Here is a 19,579-nt window from a genome sequence, read left to right as displayed (position 1 = left end):
AATCCAATTAATAAACATGGAAAATGAGATTTGGTATCAATTCATAATTATCAGAGATTTCAAAAAATATCCCGTCATAGCATCCATTCTTCATGATTTTGAAGGAGAACATCTCGCAGGATATGTTTATATAGACCCGATAAAAGGAACAAATCTGGATATTATCAATCTATTCTCCGGAAATGAGAATGATGCAAATACCAATAAAAATCTTGTTGAAGAAAAGATAAGAGCTATTTTGCCATTCGAACATTTTTCAGAAACCAACTTTGAAATTGCAGATCAGCAGATTATTCAAAACCTGAACTTAACAATTCCCGATTATATTGAAAGCTATAAAAGAGAAAATTTAAAACCATTCAGAGAAGAAAAAGCTTACGATAAATTCAGAGTTGCAGGTTTTCCTTATGATATTCAGGTTCTTCTCATCAACAACAGAAATACACCGGAGCTGATTTGGGCAAGAGTGGAAAATTATGATTCTGAAAACAAAATCGGCATCTCCAGACTGATTGTACAACCTCACCAGAATTTTAATCTTAATATAGATGATAAGCTAATGTTTAAATTAATGGAAATTAATAAAAGCCTTTATCCCGTAGGAATAATTGATAATAAACCTGCTAAAAAATGGTGGAAATTCTGGTAACAAACAATCTTAAGGTTTCCCGTAAAACAAATCAACTTATCTTTTTGTAATTTTGAAAAATGGAGATGACATATTTAATTATGGGATTTTTTGCCGGAGGAATTCTGGGTGCCGTTGTTCTATATTTTGTGTTGAAATCATCGATGGTTTCAAGAAAATCATATGATGAACTGAACAATTTACATATTAAAAACAATTCTGATTTAGAAAATTCCAACCTGAAAATTCAGGAATTAACTCAAACTATCAATAAAGAAAAAGAGTTTAATTTACAGCAAACAGATCTTTTGAATGATCTTAAAAATGAATTCGCTAAAGTTTCTGCAGTACATTCATCTTTGAATGCTCAATTTTCTGAACAGAAACAAATTAATACAAAACTGTCTTCTCAGATTGAAAATCTTTTAATAGAGAAACAGGATATTTTCGCGAAAAACTCTGAACTTTTCGCGAAAAACGAAGGCTTGCAAAAGTCTTTAGAAACTCAGAAAGAAGAAATTACGAAAATTCAGGAGGAATCAAAATTGCAGTTTGAAAATCTTGCCAACAAAATTTTAGCAGAAAAAACAGAAAAGTTCACCACTTTAAATCAAAATAATTTAAAAACAATTCTCGAACCTTTTCAGGAAAAAATCAACGACCTTAAAAATCGTGTGAATGAAGCCTACGAAAAGGAAAATAAAGAGCGTTTTTCTCTTGCGGAAAAGGTAAAAGAATTGGCAGAACTCAATCAGCAGATTTCTGAAGATGCAAAAAAATTAACCCGGGCTTTAAAAGGTGAAAGCAAAACCCAGGGAAATTGGGGTGAAATGATTCTTGAAAGTATTTTGGAGAAATCGGGTTTGGTAAAAGGAAGAGAATATTTCCTTGAACACGAACTTCGCGATGAAGATAACAAAGCTCTTTTTTCAGAATTTTCAGGCAAAAAAATGCGTCCCGATGCAGTTATAAAATATCCGGATGAAAGAAATGTTATCATAGATTCTAAGGTTTCTTTGACAGCATTTACAGAATTAGTGGACGAAACAGATCAGGATGTCTATCTCATAAAACTGAATCAACATTTATCTTCCATAAAAAATCACATCACCCAATTAAGCCAGAAAGCTTACGATGATTACGGAAAATCTTTGGATTTTGTGATGATGTTTATTCCTAGCGAACCGGCTTATATTGCCGCGATGCAGGCAGATCAAAATCTTTGGAATTATGCTTATGACAGAAGGATTTTATTATTAAATCCAAGTAATTTAATCACTTCCTTAAAATTGATTGCTGATCTTTGGAAACGTGAGTATCAAAACAAGAATTCTCTGGAAATTGCTGAAAGAGGAGCAAAACTCTATGATAAATTCGTTGGTTTTATTGAAAATTTAGAAAAAGTAGGAAAAAATCTGGATCAGGCAAAAAATGTCTATAACGATGCTTACAAACAGCTTTCAACCGGAAATGACAATCTTATAAACCAAACCCAAAAACTGAAGTCTTTAGGGATTAAGAACAAAAAAGATCTTCCGCAAAGCCTGATTGATAATTCTCAAATCTCACTTGATCTTTCAGACGAATAAAGATAAATATAAAACAAACCTTGATCGATTGATCGGGGTTTTTATTTGCTTAAAATTCAAATTAAAAGACTCTTAAAAATAATTTTACATAATTTTGCGGAATGTTAATAGAAAGCTTTCAGAACGAAAAGGTAAAATACATCACCAAACTTCTTACAGACAATAGATTTCGTAAAAAATCGGATGTTTTTGTAGTAGAAGGCCAACAGGAAAATGAACGTGCTCAGCAATTCGGTTTCGAGTCTGTTGAATTTTTTATTTGCGAGAATATTTTTCAGAAACAGCTTCCAACAGGAAAAGTTCATTTGGTTAGCGATAAAGTCTATGAAAAAATTGCTTACAGAGGAAGTTCTGAAGGTATAATAGGAGTTTACAAAATAAAAGAATCAGATTTATCTTCATTCAAACCAAAAGAAAATTCTACCATAATTATCGTTGAAGGAGTTGAAAAACCCGGAAATTTAGGCGCAATTCTGAGAAGTTGCGAGGCTTTCGGTATCGATGCTTTAATCGTTTCTGACGGGAAAACAGATTTTTACAACCCAAATGTAATCAGATCAAGCGTAGGCTGTCTTTTCGGGATGGATGTTTTTCAGGCAGAAAATCAGGAAACTTTAGAATTTCTTCAGAAAAATAATTTTAATATTTACACAACCATCATGGATGAAACTGCAGAAGATCTTTACAAAAGAGATTTTAAGCAGAAATCTGCGGTTTTATTCGGAACGGAACATTCCGGATTAAGTGATTTCTGGATTGGGAAGGGAAAAAATACATTAATCCCCATGTCCGGAAGTATTGATTCTCTGAACTTAAGTAACGCGGTAGCAATTACATGTTATGAAACACTGAAACAGAAAAAAGGATAATTAAAAAATATAAGGCATAAAAAAACCGCATCACTGGGTGATACGGTTCTTTTATTTTTAAGCGTAAGCTAGAATTATTTCTTAACTTCTTCTTTAGCAGTTTTAGCAGCTTCTTTAACTTCAGCTTTAGCATCTTTAGCAACAGCTTCAACTTTAGCAGTAGCAGAATCAGCAGTAGCTTTTACTGAATCAACAGTAGCAGCAGCAGTAGAATCTACAGCAGCAGCAGTAGAATCGATAGCTGTAGTAGCAGAATCAGCAGTAGCTTCAGTAGAGTTAGCTTCAGTTTTTTTACAAGCAACTAGAGAGATTGCAGCGATAGCAGCTACGAATAATGACTTTTTCATAATAAATTAAATTTAATTTTGTTAATATTGTTTTATAAAATCTTTTTCTGTTCTGTTATTTGAACAAGACAAAGGTATAGCAGATAGAAAATTTGTTTAGGAAAAATAATTGTAATACCTTTGTAAAATAGTTTTACAAATAAATATAACTGATAATCAATAATTTAATCATTTTAAAATAAATTGACAGATCTAGATCTATTACATTTTGAGCAGCTGAAAAAGGATGTACAGGCTCAATATTTGAAAGAACACACCCCTTCCCATGATGATATATCAAAATGGAAGGGCATAGATATTATATACTTCCAGGAAGATCTTCGTAAAAAGGCTAAAGGAAACATTAGCGAAAAATCTTTTTATACCTATTTCAAAAATTCACCAGTCACCAAATTACCACGAATCGACATGCTCAATTTGCTGAGTATTTATGCCGGTTATGGTTCTTGGTACGAGTTTAAAAAACAACATCTTTTTGCAGGTGAATTATTGACAGATGATGAAGATTTGGAAGACACTGAACTTAAAGAATTGGAAAAAACGGTTTCTGCATCGCTTGATCTTCCAAAAAGTGACATTCAACCCAAAAAATTAGAGTTTAAAGCACCAGAAAATATTGATTTACAAAAATCAAATACTGAAAATCAAACAATTAAAAAAAATACAGAAATATCTCAAATCAATAATTCTGAAGCTACAAAACCTAAGAAAAATTTCTTCAAAAAGAATGTGTGGGCACTTGTAACATCAATTTTGATTATTACAACAGGACTTTTAGGTTTTAAAGACGTAATTTTTTCAAAAACATATAAATATTGTTTTACTGATGCCGACAGAGGAGCTTCAGTAATCAATACACTGGAAATAAAAGTGATTAAAGAAAATGAATCTCCTATTCTATATAAAATAAAACCGGGAGAATGTTTCTATTATTCTACGAAAGATAAAATTCTGAAAATGCAGATCAGTTCACCTTTTTATGAATATCTGGAGGTAAGCAGAAGTCTTGAAAATGCTCCTGATGAAGAAACCATCGAGCTGAAACCTGATGATTACAAAATGGCTGTCAATTATTTTTCAGTGAAAGATGCCAACGGAAATCCTGAACTTTTGAAGCAAAAACGTAAGCAACTGGAAAACCTGATCAGCAATAATGCAGTTATTTATCAGGTTTACGACAATGCCACGTACGGAATTGAAACATTAGATAAACAAAAATATATTACCTTAGTGACAACACCTACCACTTCGTTGAAAAACCTAAGTGTAATTGAAATGAAAAAAGATAAAGGAAAAATAATCTCCATTAAATTTAAAATTGCAACTACTGATGAAAAACCTCAATAAATTCTTGATTTTTGCAATGATATCCTTTGTTCTTGCAGCTTGTAACAACAAAAAAACGGATACAGTAAGCGATCTCGATAAATTAAGAAACAGCAACAACAGAAAGAGCTATCCTGCTGTACAAATGGACAGTATGCAAGCGGTAAATTCTATTACGAAACAAAAAGTTCAGGAACTTTTAGACCTGTCTACGCTTTACCTTTCAGGAAACAGAGATACGGAAATAGACACGGTGATCTACTCTCAGATGCAAAGCTATTTTCATAAACCCGATACTTTAACATTCAAAAAATTATTCCGTGAACTGGATAGTTTAAAAGTAAAAAGCGTAAAGGTAAACAGTCTTGAAGTTTATAAAGATGTTTATAAAAATGATACGTTGGATTATGCAAAATTCAATGTCGAATATTTTGATGATAAGAATAGATCTCTCGGAATTTTTGAAAAAAATGCTCAATATATTCTTCAATCTGCTCCCGTGAAGTTTAAAAAAGAGTTTAAATTTTTCTTTTTAAATTTTTACTCCAATCCTTTACTAAAGAAAGACAGCACGTCAGTCGGCGTTACCAAATAGTCAAGCGGAATATCATTTTCCCAGACATCATCGATAATTTCATCGGGGTTAAAGTAATTAACTCCGATTTTTTTTGTTTCAGAAGAAATATTTTCGAAAAAACCGTCATAAAAACCTTTGCCGTAGCCTACTCTATTACCTTTTTTGTCACAATATAAAAGCGGAGTAATAACAAAATCAAAATCTAAAATTCCTGAGTCTTTATTAGAAACAGGTTCAGAGATACCCCAATTATTAATTTCAAATTTGGTATCCTTAAAAATTTCTACAGAAATTAATTTTATATCCACAATTTTAGGAACAAAAACATGAATATTTCGACTTAAAAAATAATTAATGAATATTTGAGTATCAATTTCTTTAAACTTCTCAATCGGAATAAAAATATGGACTTTTTGATCTGAAAGAGGTTTAAAATAATTAATGAAATTTTCAAAAATCTTTTCAGATAACAAGAAAGCCTCATCAGTTGACAAGGCTTTTCTTTTTTGCATATATTTTTTTCTAAGCTCAGCTTTTAACATGATAGTTATGCGTTTTCAGCTTGCAAAATTTTATATAATTTATCAGACAAACGAACTCTGAACGGAAGTTCAAAAGTGATTTGATCTCCGATTTTTGCCGTTTCACAAGGTCCTCCATTTGCGAAAATCTGAGTAATTGTAACTTCCTGTTCGCCAGTTGTAGGACCTGAAATTAATACTTTATCACCTATTGAAAGCTCTTTATTTTCAATTAAAAACTGTGCAATTTTAGATTTTGTATAATAATGTTCTGCCTTTCCAATCAAAACTTTTTTGACCTTTATTTTCTTACGAATATCTTTGATTTCAACGGCTGTAGCTTTCGCTAAAGTTTGAGTTGACAAATCTCCTGAATTTTTAAATTTCAAAGCATCAGATTTTCCTTTTCTGAAAACTTTATTTCCGACCTGTAACCCTTTTCTTAAGGCAACCTGCTCTTCCAAAGGTAAATGTATGGTTTCCAGACATTCTGTAGAACAAGTATTTTCCATCGCTGCTTTGCATTCGTCACATTGAATAAACAATAAATGACAGGCATCATTAGCACAATTGGTATGGTTGTCGCAAGGTTTTCCGCATTGGTGGCATTGTGCGATAATATCGTCTGTAATTCTCTCTCCCAATCGGTGGTCAAACACGAAATTTTTACCTATAAATTTACTTTCTATACCTTCTTCTTTTATCTGACGGGTATATTCAATAATTCCGCCTTCCAATTGGAACACATTTTTAAAACCCTGATGTTTGAAGTAAGCACTGGCTTTTTCACAACGAATTCCACCCGTACAGTACATCAAAAGATTTTTATCTTCTTTAAAATCCTGTAACTGTTCGTTGATAATAGGTAAACTTTCTCTGAAATTTTCTACATCAGGAGTAATAGCACCTTCAAAATGACCAACTTCACTTTCGTAATGATTTCTGAAATCGACTACAATCGTATTCGGATCTTCCAATAAATTATTAAATTCCTGTGCTTTTAAGTGAATTCCTTTATTGGTAACGTCAAAAGTTTCGTCATTCAACCCGTCAGCCACAATTTTATGTCTGACTTTTATCGTCAGTTTTAAAAAAGAATGATCGTCTTGCTCAACCGCTACATTTAAACGAATTCCTTTCATGAAATCGTAAGCTTCCAACGTATCGCGAAATGCTTCAAATTGATCCGCAGGAACACTCATCTGAGCATTAATTCCTTCATGAGCAACATAAATACGACCAAGTGCATCAAGTGCGTTCCAGGCTATAAATAATTCGTCGCGAAATTTTTTGGGATCTTCAATTTTGGCATACGCATAGAAAGACAATGTAAGACGTTCCTTACCAGCTTCATCAATAAGTTGAGCTCTTTCTTCTGCGCTTAATGTGTTATACAGTTGCATGCTATAAACGTTTTAAGTGAGAAAAATATTTTTGCAAAGATAATCATTTTTCCAATTAGTGTATTTATCCTTAAAATCATAATCTTTATAACATGATATAGAATAATATGAAATAATAATCCTTAATATCAATTATTAAATTTAACTTTCATGACAATTCAACCATCTATATGTCATATTGTCTTTAATAAATTTTTAAGTTTTGTTAATTGACATTTTAACAATTATCACATAATGTATAAATTATTGCTATTCCTGTTAAATTTTAGTTAAAATTGAAACATTTCATACTAAACACATACCTATTTAGCATTAAATTTGTTTACAGTAAAACGAAAAAAAATAAAACATAATAAATAACAAAGAAAGATATACAATGAAGAGTACTTTAAAAAAACTATTACCATTTGCCGTAGTAGGTGTTATGTCCGGAGCTACTACCGTTGGAGCATTACAATATTTTAATCATGAATCCAACAGCGGAGACCAATCATACTTTACAAAAGCTTCAAATGTTTCTTTTGCAGGAATGAATTCCGCAGCAGTAGGCGATGATTTTGTGAAAGCAGCTAAAACGACAGTTCCCGCTGTAGTAACCATTAAAAACTACCAGTCCAGAACAGCAAGCAGAGCTTCAGAGCAAGATATGTTTGATTTCTTCTTCGGAGATCCGTTTGGAGGGAAAGGACAGCAAAGACAGAGAGAACAGCAACAAACACCGGATAATATGCCTTCAGGAATGGGATCAGGTGTCATTATTTCGCCGGACGGTTATATTATTTCAAATAATCACGTTGTAGCAGGAGCGAATAAACTTGAGGTTGTTTTAAGCAATAAAAAATCATACATCGCAACATTAATAGGAACTGACCCTAATACAGATATTTCATTATTGAAAATTGAAGAAAAAGGATTACCATATTTGAATTTTGCCAATTCTGATAATATTGAAGTCGGGCAATGGGTTCTTGCAGTAGGAAATCCGCTTGGATTGAACTCTACGGTAACTGCAGGTATTGTTTCCGCAAAAGGAAGAGGAATCGGGATTCTAGGTTCTCAAGGAAAAGCTGCCAACCCGATCGAAAGCTTCATTCAGACGGATGCTGCTATTAACCCTGGAAACTCAGGGGGTGCTTTGGTAAATACAAACGGAGATCTTATTGGCATTAACTCTGCAATCCAGTCAACAACAGGTTATTATCAAGGGTACGGATTTGCAGTCCCTGCGAACCTGGCAAGAAAAATCGTTGAAGACATTAAGAATTTCGGTATCGTACAGAGAGGTTTCTTGGGGGTAACTTCATTAGATTTATCAGATGATCAATTGGTTGCAGCTTATAATAAGCAATATAAGACAAATATCAAGGTAGGTTCAGGAATTTATGTAAGAGAAGCCGTAGATGAGGGAGGTGCCAAAGAAGCAGGTATTAAAGTAGGCGATATTATAACTAAAATTGATGGAATCACAATCACAGATTTTGCTGATCTTTCAATGGCGGTAGGAAGCAAACGTCCTGGTGATAAAGTTGTTGTAACCTATTCCAGAAATGGTAAAGATGCCACAACAACTGTTACTTTAAGAGATCAAAAAGGAGGAACTGCTACAAGAACGAAAGCAGACCTTAGTGTCACTGAAAAAATCGGGGCAGAATTCCAAAGTATTGATGATAAAACGAAAGCATACTACGGACTGAACAGCGGAGCTGTAGCCAAAAATGTTATAGAAGGAAGCGAAATGGCTAAAGCAGGTATTGTAGACGGTTATATTATTACCGAAATCAATGGTAAACCTGTAAATTCTCAAAAAGACGTAGAAAATTTATTGAATAAATTCTCCGGAACAGTACAAATAAAATATATGGACGACTACGGAAGAGGCTATCAAAGAGGTTTTAAAATGCCTTAATCAAAGAACTAAACTAAACTTTTATATCAACAAAAAACGCTGCAGATTGCAGCGTTTTTTTATTTATGATTTATTCATTTTTTCAGCGATTCTTCTTTTCTTTTTCCGTTCATAAATGATTTCTACAATCTTACCACCCATCCATGCAAAAGGGAAGAAAGTAAGGAAAATAGAGATTTTATAGAATGTAGGATGATAAGGAAAAACAATAACGTCCAACATTGCTATAAACAACATTATAAAACCGATAAGAATAGCATATGCCACTTTAGCATATTTAACGATAATGGCAGTTACCACACCTCCAACTGTAGTCCCCAATCCGGAAATAAACAGAAGGAAGCCAAAAAAGGCATCATTATGCTGCATACTTTGAAGAAATCTCTGCCAATGCTCAAATGGAGCAAAAGCATCGAAAGTAACCCATTGCGGAAATGCTCTTATACCAAGAGTAATGATAAGTCCGGCAATTCCAAGACCTATAATAGCCGCAAGTGTATTTCTTATAAAGTTCATTAATCCTGATGTGCAATCATAGAAATTTCGATATCAACATTCTTAGGCAGGCAAGAAACCTGTACAGTTTCACGAGCCGGAAAGCTTTCTGCATCTAAATAAGAAGCATAAATATCATTCATTACAGCAAAATCATCCATACTTTTAAGGAAGATTGTAGCTTTTACAACATTTTTAAAAGTCATTCCTGCTTCTGTAAGAATAGCTTCAAGGTTTTTCATTACCTGATGCGTTTCTTTTTCAATCCCTTCCACCAATTTACCAGTTGCAGGATCTACAGGAATCTGACCGGAGATGTACAAAACACCATTTGCCATATTGGCTTGTGAATAAGGCCCGATAGCTGCAGGAGCGTTAACTGTGTTGATTATTTTTTTCATTAGAATTTATTTTGGGTGCAAATATAAAATTTATATTCTATTTCTATAATCAAATATCAATCCGATATTAGAAAGGCGCATTTGGTTGTGTGAAACTTCTGTCCTTATACTTAATGGCATCACTTAAGATATTGGCTTTGATACCGATAAAGAAGTCATACACTTTGTACTGACCAAACGGAACCCAGTTGAAATTAATCGTAAAACTTCGCTGATCTCTCGCAAAACCAATTCTTGTATACGCCAATTCTCTTGTCACCATGTCATAATGTGTGCTTCCGTTGATATTCCAGTAGGGTGTTAATTTAAGGCTTCCATCCAAACCAACTGAAGCCAGTTTGGTCGGAGTTCTTGAAGCTGTACTTCTTGTGTAAGCATAATTGGCGTTCACATTCAAAGTCCATGCCTGATCGAAATGAGCATAATTATCATCATCAAAATAATAATTTTCATTCCTTATTTCTCCTTTCGATTTATATTTTTTAGCATAATCTGTTTTTTCTCCAAATATTTCGCTGCTCAAAGGGTAAGACATCTGAACGTTGAATCCCTGAACACTGAAATGTCCGAACTCTTCTGTTCTGATTCCTGTATCCTGTCCCGGAAGATAGATAATTTTATATGGATCCAAAGAAACACTTGTATTTACGCTTAGTTTATTATTAAAGAAAGAAGACTGACCGTTTATCGTAACAATTGACCAGGGGTGATCTTTTGCTGCAAAATTATAACTTCCCGAAAGGTTTAATGATTCAAAAAGTTTTATCTTTTTCACTCCTGTAGAGTCACTTTTAGACTTTACCTTCATTTCGATATTGTTCCCGATATTGAAACCTAAAGCACCTACCATTCCGCTTGAAGGGCTTCCGATGATACCTCCTTCAAAAATTGAATAAGGCGTTAAAGCTCCGTTTGCATCATAGTAATTTTTATAATATCCATAACCAGAACCTCCAAAATCAGGAGAATAAGTAAACCCGATACTTGGTGTCATCATATGTCTGATCGCTTCAACTGCAGAACCTTTCTTAAATTTCAGCATTCCATATAATGTTGTCTGAATACTTGCCGTACTTGAGAATGTAGAATATCCTGAAATACCTTTATCAGTTTCTGTAACAACTTTATTCTGAATAGGATCGTAAAACTTATTTACTGTTTTTGTTGTTAAGCCATTATCAATATTAGCTCCTAAACTGAATGTAAAATATTTTGCAACCGTTGTATTTGTACCTAAAGCAATATTATTTTTCAAGCCGGTCTGCATTTTATCCCACATTTCTTTTTTGAAAAGTTCACCTTCGTCGGTTTGTACAAAGTTTGTTAAATTAATTCCCGTATTTACCGTAATATTTTCCAGTAACCCACTTCTAACACCCGTTTTTGATTTAAATAAATAAAACTGATTGATCGCAACATTCATCTGTGGCAAACGAAGATCAGACAATCCCGTCGCAAAATTCTGAGAATAAGAAGCCGTTCCCGTAATTGTTGCAGGCAGTTTCAAAAATCTTTTTGTAATAGTTACCGTTGAGTTTTGCTGGGTATTTAATACATTTTGATTTAAAATATAATTGTTATTCAGCGTATTATTATAGAATTTTGTACTTACAACATCTACTGAAGCAGAAAAATTCAGGAAAGGGTTTGCTTTTGTATCCTGAGTATGTCTCCAGGCAATTCTGTATGTACTTGTTTTTCCGTAATCATCCAACCCTTTGATACCACGAACCGCCGTTCCTATATCCGCAGAGAAATTCCCGGAATAACGGTATTTTTTCACATAGTTCATTTCAGGTCTGAAATTAAAACTTCCTTTGGTATAAATATCGGTAAGAATCTTCAAATCAAAATGTTCCCCGATCGGCTGATAATACCCCAAACCATTCAGGAAGAAACCTACATCCTGTCTTTCCCCGAAACTCGGAATCAAAATACCCGCTGCTCTCTTACTTGAAAAAGGTAAAATAGCAAAAGGCATAATCAAAGGAGTCGGAATCTGCTCGATATACAACTGAATAGGACCCGAAACAATTGAGGATTTATTTTTTGTCTTAATTAATTTAAGATAATTAGCTCTTAAAAAATAATCAGCCGCCGTATCCTTTTTCTTAATATAATAATCATCTGTGGTATAATCCGCACGTCTCATTGCAAAGACAGAATCGTTATATTTCTTTGTTTTATTAGCTACAATAACCCCTTCACTTTCTTCAGTTCTGGCATTAAAAGCAATTGCCTGTCGCGTTTTGGTATTATACTGAAACTCGTCGGTTTCATATTTTTTACCAGCCTGAGTTGTAATTACAGGTTCAATTATTCTTCCTAAAGAATCTTGTTTTCCACGCGCATACATCAGACTTTTCTGTTCGTCGATAGAGATATAATCTGCATCAATCTGCATATCCTGGTACTTCACCTGGGCATTTTTGTTCAGATAAACCATTTTTTTCTGGAAATCTCTGCGTTGAAAATCTGCTTTTGTCTGAAGTACATCTTCCAGCGATTCTTTTTTTAATACAATGGTATCCTTTTTGGAAATAGTATCATTAACCGCATTTTTAGGCAATTCTTTAGAAGTTTCTTGTGCTAAAAAATTGTTAAAAATTAGGATAATTAAAATTTGTAATATATTTTTGGAGACGGTTTTGACCAATTTTTTGTTATATTTATTGTATACAATTAAGGCTCAAAATTAATATAATTTTTAAAACTGTAAGATGCACAAAGTAAATTTTAAAATAATTTTATCATTTCTCATCATTCTATCCAGCAACTTTATTTTTTCTCAGAAGAAATTTACCGTTGTTTTAGACGCAGGACACGGAGGAAGTGATCATGGAGCAAACAGAAGTTATGCAGACATCGGGAGAATTGCGGAAAAAGATGTCACCCTTGCTATTACCCTGAAAGTTGGGGCAATGCTAGAAAAAAACAAAGATTTTAAAGTTATTTATACCCGAAAAATTGATGAATATCCCTCTCTTTCCGACAGAACAAATCTGGCGAACAGAAGCAAAGCAGATCTTTTCGTTTCCATACACTGTAATTCTTCAAAAAAACCTACAGCTTACGGAACCGAAACTTATGTACAGGGTCCTGATCAGAATGACACCAATCTTGAGGTGGCAAAAAGAGAAAATGATGTGATTTTTCTGGATGAAAAAGATAAGCAGACCTTCGGATCTTATGATGCAGGTTCTCCTGAATCTTTAATTGCCCTAAAACTTCAGCAAAGTAAATATCTGGAATCCAGTCTTCTTTTGGGAGGTCTGGTTGAAGATAATTTTGTAAATAAAGATAAAAGATCTTCAAGAGGAGTATTTCAGAAAAACCTGCATGTTCTTCGTATGAATGCGATGCCTTCGGTACTTATTGAAACCGGATTTATCAATCATCCGGAAGAAAGTCATTATCTGGCTTCGGAAAAAGGCCAGGATGAGATTTCACAAAGTATATATCAGGCTATTATTGATTATAAGAAAGCAATTGACAGAAAATCAGGTGGTCCGGTAATCGTTAAGAAACCTGAACCGGATAGACTGTCAGAAGTTGCTTTAAAGAATGATTTCAGAATTTTATTATTAAGCTCTCCCACAAAGTATAATGACGGAGATCCTGCTTTAAAAGGGTTAAATTATATTTTACCTCTTAAAGAAAACGGACAATACAAATATTATTACGGAGTAACCAACCTTGCATCGGTAAGGGATATCAATATTAAAACAGCTAAAGATGCAGGATTCAGAAATGCTTATGCTGTAGGATTTATGCCTAATCAAAAATTGAGTACGGGTTACTACACCATTGAAGTACATACAGGAGAAAAACTGAATGGGAATTCATTTGTGCTTCAAACCCTAAAAGACCTTGAAAGAAACAAAGAAGACGGAGTTTTCTACTATACTTACGGAAAAGTGTACAGTTTGGAGGACGCAGTGAAACTTCAGAAAGATATTGAGGCTAAAGGAATTAAGAATTCGGTGATTCAAAAAGTTTTCAAATAATAAAAAATAATTTTGAAGTTAAAAAGTTAATTATTACTTTTGCAACCTCAAAATTTGGCCTATTCGTCTAGTGGTTAGGACTCAAGGTTTTCATCCTTGCAACAGGAGTTCGATTCTCCTATAGGCTACCAAATTTATATCATGCCGGATTTAAAAATACAAGAAGCTAAATTGCTTTTTAAGAAAATCCACTCAAACCCAAAAAGTTATGATTTAAAAATCAATGAAGACGGGATTACAGGCAGAGATGATAAAATAAGTTTCAGACTTGACAGGACGGGAGAAAGGGTAACTTTTGAAGTAACGATTGACGAACTTACCTTCACCAATACCACTGGAGAATGGAACAATGCGATGGTAATGCTTACGAGCACCATCAAAAAATTAGAAAGAGAAGAAGAGAATATTAAAATAGAACAAGCAATAGATAAACTAAGAAAATATTTATCAGAAGAAAATTAATTTTTTTAAAGATAAATTTGGTAGATAAAAAAAAAGTTTATACTTTTGCACTCACATTTGAACGATATGGCAAATCATAAATCAGCATTAAAAAGAATTAGACAAAACGAAGTAAGAAAACTTCGTAACAGATACTACCACAAGACTGCTAGAACAGCTTTGAAGGTGTTAAGAAATGAAGAAGATAAAGCTGCTGCTGCAGAGCAATTGCCAAAAGTTATCTCTTTGTTGGATAAATTAGCTAAGAAAAATATTATCCACAAAAACAAAGCGGCTAACTTAAAAAGCAAATTAACTAAGCACGTTAATAAACTAGCTTAATAAGTATAGTTGGCCCGTTCGTCTATCGGTTAGGACCTCAGATTTTCATTCTGGTAAGAGGGGTTCGACTCCCCTACGGGCTACAAAACATAATCACTACTAACCGGGTGATTATAAAAACTAAGAGTTGTAAACTTATAAAAACAAAATACTAACCCTGTAAGCAATTACAGTTATGGTAGATGGCCCGTTCGTCTATCGGTTAGGACCTCAGATTTTCATTCTGGTAAGAGGGGTTCGACTCCCCTACGGGCTACGTAAAAGAGATTCATTTTTTTGAATCTCTTTTTTATTTCCCTTTATGGTGATTTAATTTTCATTCATCCTAAATCTTCTAGCGAAGAAAAATAAATTTGTTAAAAAAAACAGGGTTTGCTTTTCAAGTTAAATTAAAAACGCTTATCTTTGTAATTCATCAGATGATATGATGTTTTAATGCAATGCAGATTCAAAGAAAGACATTAGCTCAGGAAGTCGCAGACAGATTAATTGAAGGAATCATCAATAATGATTATCCTGTAGGTGAAAAATTGCCAACAGAACCTGAACTAATGAAGATCTATGGCGTCGGACGTTCCAGTATTCGTGAAGCGATAAAAATACTTTCAATCAAAGGTGTGCTGAATGTACATCAAGGATTGGGAACATTCGTTGTTTCAAAAAACATGCAGGAATCTTTGGAATCGCAGATGGATAAAGCACAAATTGAAGATGTACAGGAAGTACGTTCTCTGCTTGATTCAAAAATTGCAGCGAAAGCGGCTACCAATCGTAGTGAAGATCAGTTGAAAAATATTAAAAATTATTTAGATCTTAGAAATACATTCGCAGAAGAAAATAAAATCTTAGAATGTTATCAGGCTGATATTAATTTCCATATTGCCATCGCAGAAGCTTGTGGAAATATTCTTTTAAAAGAAATCTATAAAGTAGCAAGTTCGCACATCTTAAGATCTTTTGAAAGCAGGCATAATGATACAGAATCGTTTAAAATTTCTCAGGCTATTCATAATAGTCTTTACCTAGCTATCCAAAATAGAGATGCAAAAAATGCTGCAATTATCGCTCAGCAAATTGTTGATCAGATTTATTAAAAAATAAATTTAACCAAATTCATCAGATGACCTGATGAATTAAAAATTATTATGGAAAATATAACATCAAAAACAATTGACACTACTAAAATTGTTTATCCTATTTTATTTATGATCAGTTTTTCTCACTTCCTGAATGATCTGATCCAATCTACCATTCCTTCATTGTATCCGATTTTGAAAGGTGAATTTAGGTTATCTTTCGCCCAAATCGGGATTATCACTTTGGTATTTCAACTTACAGCATCAATTTTACAGCCGTTTGTAGGAATTTATACTGATAAAAAACCAAATCCCAGATCTCTTGCGATCGGAATGGGATTGTCAATGGCAGGTCTATTATTATTGGCAGCTGCCCATCAATATTACGTTATTCTGATTTCGGTTGGGTTAATCGGAATGGGATCGTCCATTTTTCATCCGGAAGCATCAAGAGTTGCACAATTGGCATCAGGCGGACAAAAAGGTTTGGCGCAATCCATCTTTCAGGTAGGTGGAAATTCGGGAAGCGCAATCGGACCTTTGCTGGTTGCTTTAATCATCCTTCCATTGGGTCAGGGTTATGTTGGTTTATTTGCCATTGCAGCATTTATAGGAATTATCGTTTTATGGAGAATCGGAAATTGGTACGCTGAAAGATTAAGCTTAAAAAAATCAGCAAAGCATTCAAGTGATCTTATTAATATTCAATTATCCCGTAGAAAAGTCATTTTTTCAATTACGATTTTATTGGCTTTGGTTTTTTCTAAATATATCTATTTGGCTTCCATGACAAACTATTTTACCTTCTTTTTGATTGATAAATTTCACATTTCGGTAAAAGATTCTCAACTCTATTTATTCATGTTTTTAGCAGCAGTTGCCGTCGGAACGATCTTAGGTGGGAAATTAGGGGATAAATATGGCAGAAAGAAGATTATCTGGATTTCAATTTTAGGAGCAGCACCATTTACCCTGTTCTTACCCTATCTATCGTTATTTTGGACGATTACATTTGCTGTTTTAATAGGATTAATTATTGCTTCGGCATTCTCTGCCATCCTTGTATTTGCAACGGATCTTTTACCTAATAAAATAGGATTGGTAGCAGGATTATTCTTTGGCTTTATGTTTGGAATGGGCGGAATCGGATCTGCTGTTTTAGGCGCAGTAGCAGATGATACGAGTATTGAATATGTATTTAAAATCTGTGCATTTTTACCATTAATGGGAATTATCACAGCATTTTTACCCAACCTTAAAAAATAAAAAAAAATCCCCACCAAAGGCAAAAGGTGGGGACTAAACAAAATTTGGATATGCTACTAAAGATTTAGTTTTTAATCAATTTCTGCTGATATACTGCCTTTTCGGTTTTTGCAATTAAAATATACACTCCTTTCGGAAGCATACTTACATTTACCTGCCCATTGCTGAACTGTACATTAACCAATTTACCAGACATATCGTATACAGAAACGTTTAAAACTTTCTCCTGAGTTCGAATGTTAAGAATATCAGCCACCGGATTAGGGTAAATACTGAATTCTAATTTTTTAACCTCAGCTGTTGCCAGTACTGAAGTGGAGCTTGTTATTGATAACGTTTTATCAACAACCTTGCCGTTAGAATTGAAACTTACCACAATACTTGCAGTTCCGTTTCCTATTGGTGTAATAACCAATTCATCATTTGTATTAATCGTTGCCGAAACCACTGATGGATTGCTGTTCGATTTTACAGACTTTACAATTGCCGCAGCAAGATTATCTGTATCTGAAGTTACGGTTTTTAGATCAATTGTCGTAACAGAATTTGCACTTACCTGCGTAGGAAGCGTATTATTAATAACAGGAACGGTATTATCCGGAAACACAGCAATTGCCGGAAACCAGTAATAATCGTTTAATTTTATCGTATTTGTCAAAGTTCCTGTATTATTAAATGTATGAATCCAGTTATTTTGATAATGTGCACCGTAACCGCTTTCTGTTGTATTTAAAATCAATTCATCGGTAACAGGATTTACTCTTAAAGCTGCACCGTAAGGAATTTGCTTATAAGTCCCTGTTTGTCCCGGAATAGTGGCAAAAGCTTCATTAAAAGTGCCCGAAGTTACGTCAAATTTCACAATCTGAGTTCCGGAAACAAAACTACTGATAGAATTGATCCAGTATAATGTATTGTTTTGGCTACTTGCCGTTAAACTTCCTGCATTCCACGCTCCCCAAGCTCCGATATATTTTGTTGTAGGAATATTATAAACTGTCGTAGTAAAAGTGGTAGGATTTATTTTAACTAATTTCTGATCCTGAATCGCCCAAACACTTCCGTCTTTCGCCTGAACAATAGAATGGAAAGAACCCGCAATTGTAGTAACAACCGTATCTGTATTTGGATTAATCACCAAAACTCCCGCAGATTGTTTCACTGCAAAAACATATTGAGAAGTTCTGATCATATTACCAATTTGTCCTGCGTACTGGCTTCCTCCTCCTGTTGTAGGAATTAAATTTCCAACCTGTAAATTATCAATATCAAAAGTATAGATTCCATTGGAAGCTCCGATGTAACCTTTGTGTTCATTAACTCCGACAAAAGATCTTCCGTCTCCACCACCGATATTATTGAATCCTGCAATTTTCTGCATGGTCTGCGCATTGGCAACGACTAATCTTCCTCCCGGAGTATATTGTGTATCCCCACCATCTGCCGCTTGTTTAGAAATAAAATAAAATTTATCCCCATAAATTGTTCCATACTGAGTTGTAGCTCCGAAAGCCTGATTGCTGTTGGCATTGCTATATACTCTGTAATTTACGTTTCCATTATTATCAATAAAATTCACAGAACCGTTGGTATGACCAAACCATTCTTCATTCACCATGAAATATCCGTTCGTAAAGTTTGATGACGCAACATACGGCGAAACCGGAGTCATTGTTGAAGAAATCGGAGTATCTACAAATCCCGGTGCAAAATTCCAGATATCATAAGAACCATTTACCAAAGTTCTGCTTGTTGCACCCACTCCTGAATATCCGAAATCAGGATCAGTAGGATCTTTTACCCAGTAAGACCAATATCCGTTGGTTGTCCATCCGGAAGACCAGTGATCGTTTGTATCTGCAGCGGTGTAAGTATCAAAATCATAAGAAGTTGTGTTTACAATTCCGCTTACCGGATAATAAGGATAGGTTACGTTTCCGTTTTTGTAAAGAGCATTTGTTCCTGTTCCGTTCAGATCAAAACCAAATCCTCCGATTGCCGTTCCGTAAGGTCCTGTTCCCGGATAAAGCAAAGAATAAAACCTGTGATCTGCAGCAGCAATTGCATGCAGCATATCTTCACCTGTCGCCATTCCGTTCCATCTGAAACCCCAAACCAGAGCATCAGCGTTTTTCCCGTCATTCCACTGAACTACAAAAGCCGCTTCATTAGTTCCTGTTCCAACCCAATACTGAATATCAGAAAAATTAATCGTTGTAGCAATGTTCTTTGCAGACTGATTCTTCGGGGAAGATTTCAACTGAAGATCATTTCGGGGAAACCCCTGTACTTTTATCTGTGCATTCGTAAAAAATGCAAACAGAAAAAGCATTGTTAAAAGATAAAACTTTTTCATTTTTAATTTAATTATTAACTATTTATTAT

General features: G+C 34.0%; 18 protein-coding genes and 3 tRNA genes. 14 read left to right on the top strand and 7 right to left on the bottom strand.

Annotation, left to right across the window (positions count from 1 at the left end; translation table 11 throughout):
* Positions 1-16 precede the first annotated feature (16 nt).
* The 3 genes from ABD745_RS08835 (at position 17) to ABD745_RS08825 (ending at position 3,086) form a co-directional block, all read left to right on the top strand.
* Positions 17-649, top strand: coding sequence for a hypothetical protein (locus ABD745_RS08835; protein WP_344828222.1), 633 nt, complete (start codon positions 17-19; stop codon positions 647-649).
* A gap of 59 nt (positions 650-708) precedes the next feature.
* Positions 709-2,217: a DNA recombination protein RmuC gene (locus ABD745_RS08830; RefSeq protein ID WP_425549788.1), complete on the top strand. Its 1,509-nt coding sequence runs from the start codon at positions 709-711 to the stop codon at positions 2,215-2,217.
* Positions 2,218-2,318: 101 nt separating this feature from the next.
* Positions 2,319-3,086 (top strand): TrmH family RNA methyltransferase, encoded by a 768-nt coding sequence (locus tag ABD745_RS08825; protein WP_344828219.1) that lies wholly within the window; start codon positions 2,319-2,321, stop codon positions 3,084-3,086.
* 74 nt (positions 3,087-3,160) lie between these two features.
* Here the strand turns inward: ABD745_RS08825 and ABD745_RS08820 are convergent, their stop codons facing one another.
* Positions 3,161-3,433 (bottom strand): hypothetical protein, encoded by a 273-nt coding sequence (locus ABD745_RS08820; RefSeq protein WP_047401248.1) that lies wholly within the window; start codon positions 3,431-3,433, stop codon positions 3,161-3,163.
* 183 nt (positions 3,434-3,616) lie between these two features.
* Between ABD745_RS08820 and ABD745_RS08815 the strand changes: the two genes are divergently transcribed.
* Positions 3,617-4,780, top strand: a complete 1,164-nt coding sequence (locus ABD745_RS08815) for a hypothetical protein (RefSeq protein WP_344828215.1) — start codon at positions 3,617-3,619, stop codon at positions 4,778-4,780.
* Positions 4,764-5,354: a hypothetical protein gene (locus ABD745_RS08810; protein ID WP_344828212.1), complete on the top strand. Its 591-nt coding sequence runs from the start codon at positions 4,764-4,766 to the stop codon at positions 5,352-5,354. Before ABD745_RS08815 ends, ABD745_RS08810 begins: the two co-directional genes overlap by 17 nt.
* Here the strand turns inward: ABD745_RS08810 and ABD745_RS08805 are convergent.
* Entirely contained in the window at positions 5,300-5,878 is a 579-nt protein-coding gene (locus tag ABD745_RS08805; RefSeq protein WP_344828209.1) for a 5-formyltetrahydrofolate cyclo-ligase, read from the bottom strand. The two genes, ABD745_RS08810 and ABD745_RS08805, sit on opposite strands and share 55 nt — an antisense overlap.
* Positions 5,879-5,883: 5 nt before the next feature.
* A complete protein-coding gene (gene trhO, locus ABD745_RS08800) occupies positions 5,884-7,260 on the bottom strand; it encodes an oxygen-dependent tRNA uridine(34) hydroxylase TrhO (RefSeq protein WP_344828206.1) in 1,377 nt (458 codons plus the stop codon).
* Positions 7,261-7,636: 376 nt separating this feature from the next.
* On the opposite strand from trhO, the gene ABD745_RS08795 reads away from it, so the two are divergent.
* The gene (locus ABD745_RS08795) at positions 7,637-9,166 is read left to right on the top strand and encodes a trypsin-like peptidase domain-containing protein (RefSeq protein ID WP_344828203.1); all 1,530 of its coding nucleotides are present in this window, start codon (positions 7,637-7,639) and stop codon (positions 9,164-9,166) included.
* A 63-nt stretch (positions 9,167-9,229) separates the two neighbouring features.
* Here the strand turns inward: ABD745_RS08795 and ABD745_RS08790 are convergent, their stop codons facing one another.
* From ABD745_RS08790 to ABD745_RS08780, 3 genes are all read right to left on the bottom strand, one after another.
* Positions 9,230-9,682 (bottom strand): hypothetical protein, encoded by a 453-nt coding sequence (locus ABD745_RS08790; RefSeq protein ID WP_047401236.1) that lies wholly within the window; start codon positions 9,680-9,682, stop codon positions 9,230-9,232.
* Positions 9,682-10,062, bottom strand: a complete 381-nt coding sequence (locus ABD745_RS08785) for a RidA family protein (protein ID WP_047401234.1) — start codon at positions 10,060-10,062, stop codon at positions 9,682-9,684. The genes ABD745_RS08790 and ABD745_RS08785 overlap by 1 nt, the downstream gene beginning before the upstream one ends.
* 67 nt (positions 10,063-10,129) lie before the next feature.
* Entirely contained in the window at positions 10,130-12,718 is a 2,589-nt protein-coding gene (locus ABD745_RS08780) for a putative LPS assembly protein LptD (RefSeq protein WP_344828200.1), read from the bottom strand.
* A 64-nt stretch (positions 12,719-12,782) separates the two neighbouring features.
* On the opposite strand from ABD745_RS08780, the gene ABD745_RS08775 reads away from it, so the two are divergent.
* The 8 genes from ABD745_RS08775 (at position 12,783) to ABD745_RS08740 (ending at position 17,194) form a co-directional block, all read left to right on the top strand.
* Positions 12,783-14,069 (top strand): N-acetylmuramoyl-L-alanine amidase family protein, encoded by a 1,287-nt coding sequence (locus tag ABD745_RS08775; protein ID WP_344828197.1) that lies wholly within the window; start codon positions 12,783-12,785, stop codon positions 14,067-14,069.
* Between the two features lie 56 nt (positions 14,070-14,125).
* A tRNA-Glu gene (locus ABD745_RS08770) sits at positions 14,126-14,200 on the top strand.
* Between the two features lie 10 nt (positions 14,201-14,210).
* Complete coding sequence (locus ABD745_RS08765) at positions 14,211-14,531, top strand: hypothetical protein (protein ID WP_344828195.1); 321 nt, start codon at positions 14,211-14,213, stop codon at positions 14,529-14,531.
* Between the two features lie 66 nt (positions 14,532-14,597).
* A complete protein-coding gene (rpsT, locus tag ABD745_RS08760; RefSeq protein ID WP_047401227.1) occupies positions 14,598-14,852 on the top strand; it encodes a 30S ribosomal protein S20 in 255 nt (84 codons plus the stop codon).
* 11 nt (positions 14,853-14,863) lie between these two features.
* Positions 14,864-14,935 (top strand) — tRNA-Glu (locus ABD745_RS08755).
* A 101-nt stretch (positions 14,936-15,036) separates the two neighbouring features.
* Positions 15,037-15,108 (top strand) — tRNA-Glu (locus tag ABD745_RS08750).
* Positions 15,109-15,292: 184 nt separating this feature from the next.
* On the top strand, positions 15,293-15,946 hold the full coding sequence (locus ABD745_RS08745; protein WP_344828190.1) for a FadR/GntR family transcriptional regulator: 654 nt from the start codon (positions 15,293-15,295) through the stop codon (positions 15,944-15,946).
* Positions 15,947-15,997: 51 nt separating this feature from the next.
* Positions 15,998-17,194, top strand: a complete 1,197-nt coding sequence (locus ABD745_RS08740) for an MFS transporter (protein WP_344828188.1) — start codon at positions 15,998-16,000, stop codon at positions 17,192-17,194.
* A 64-nt stretch (positions 17,195-17,258) separates the two neighbouring features.
* Here ABD745_RS08740 and ABD745_RS08735 read toward each other — a convergent pair whose 3' ends face one another.
* Positions 17,259-19,550: a DUF5074 domain-containing protein gene (locus ABD745_RS08735; protein WP_344828185.1), complete on the bottom strand. Its 2,292-nt coding sequence runs from the start codon at positions 19,548-19,550 to the stop codon at positions 17,259-17,261.
* Positions 19,551-19,579: the final 29 nt, after the last annotated feature.

It is taken from the genome of Chryseobacterium ginsenosidimutans, assembly GCF_039536845.1.
In the GTDB taxonomy this organism is placed as follows: domain Bacteria; phylum Bacteroidota; class Bacteroidia; order Flavobacteriales; family Weeksellaceae; genus Chryseobacterium; species Chryseobacterium ginsenosidimutans_B.
This window is presented reverse-complemented; position numbering and strand designations above follow the sequence as displayed.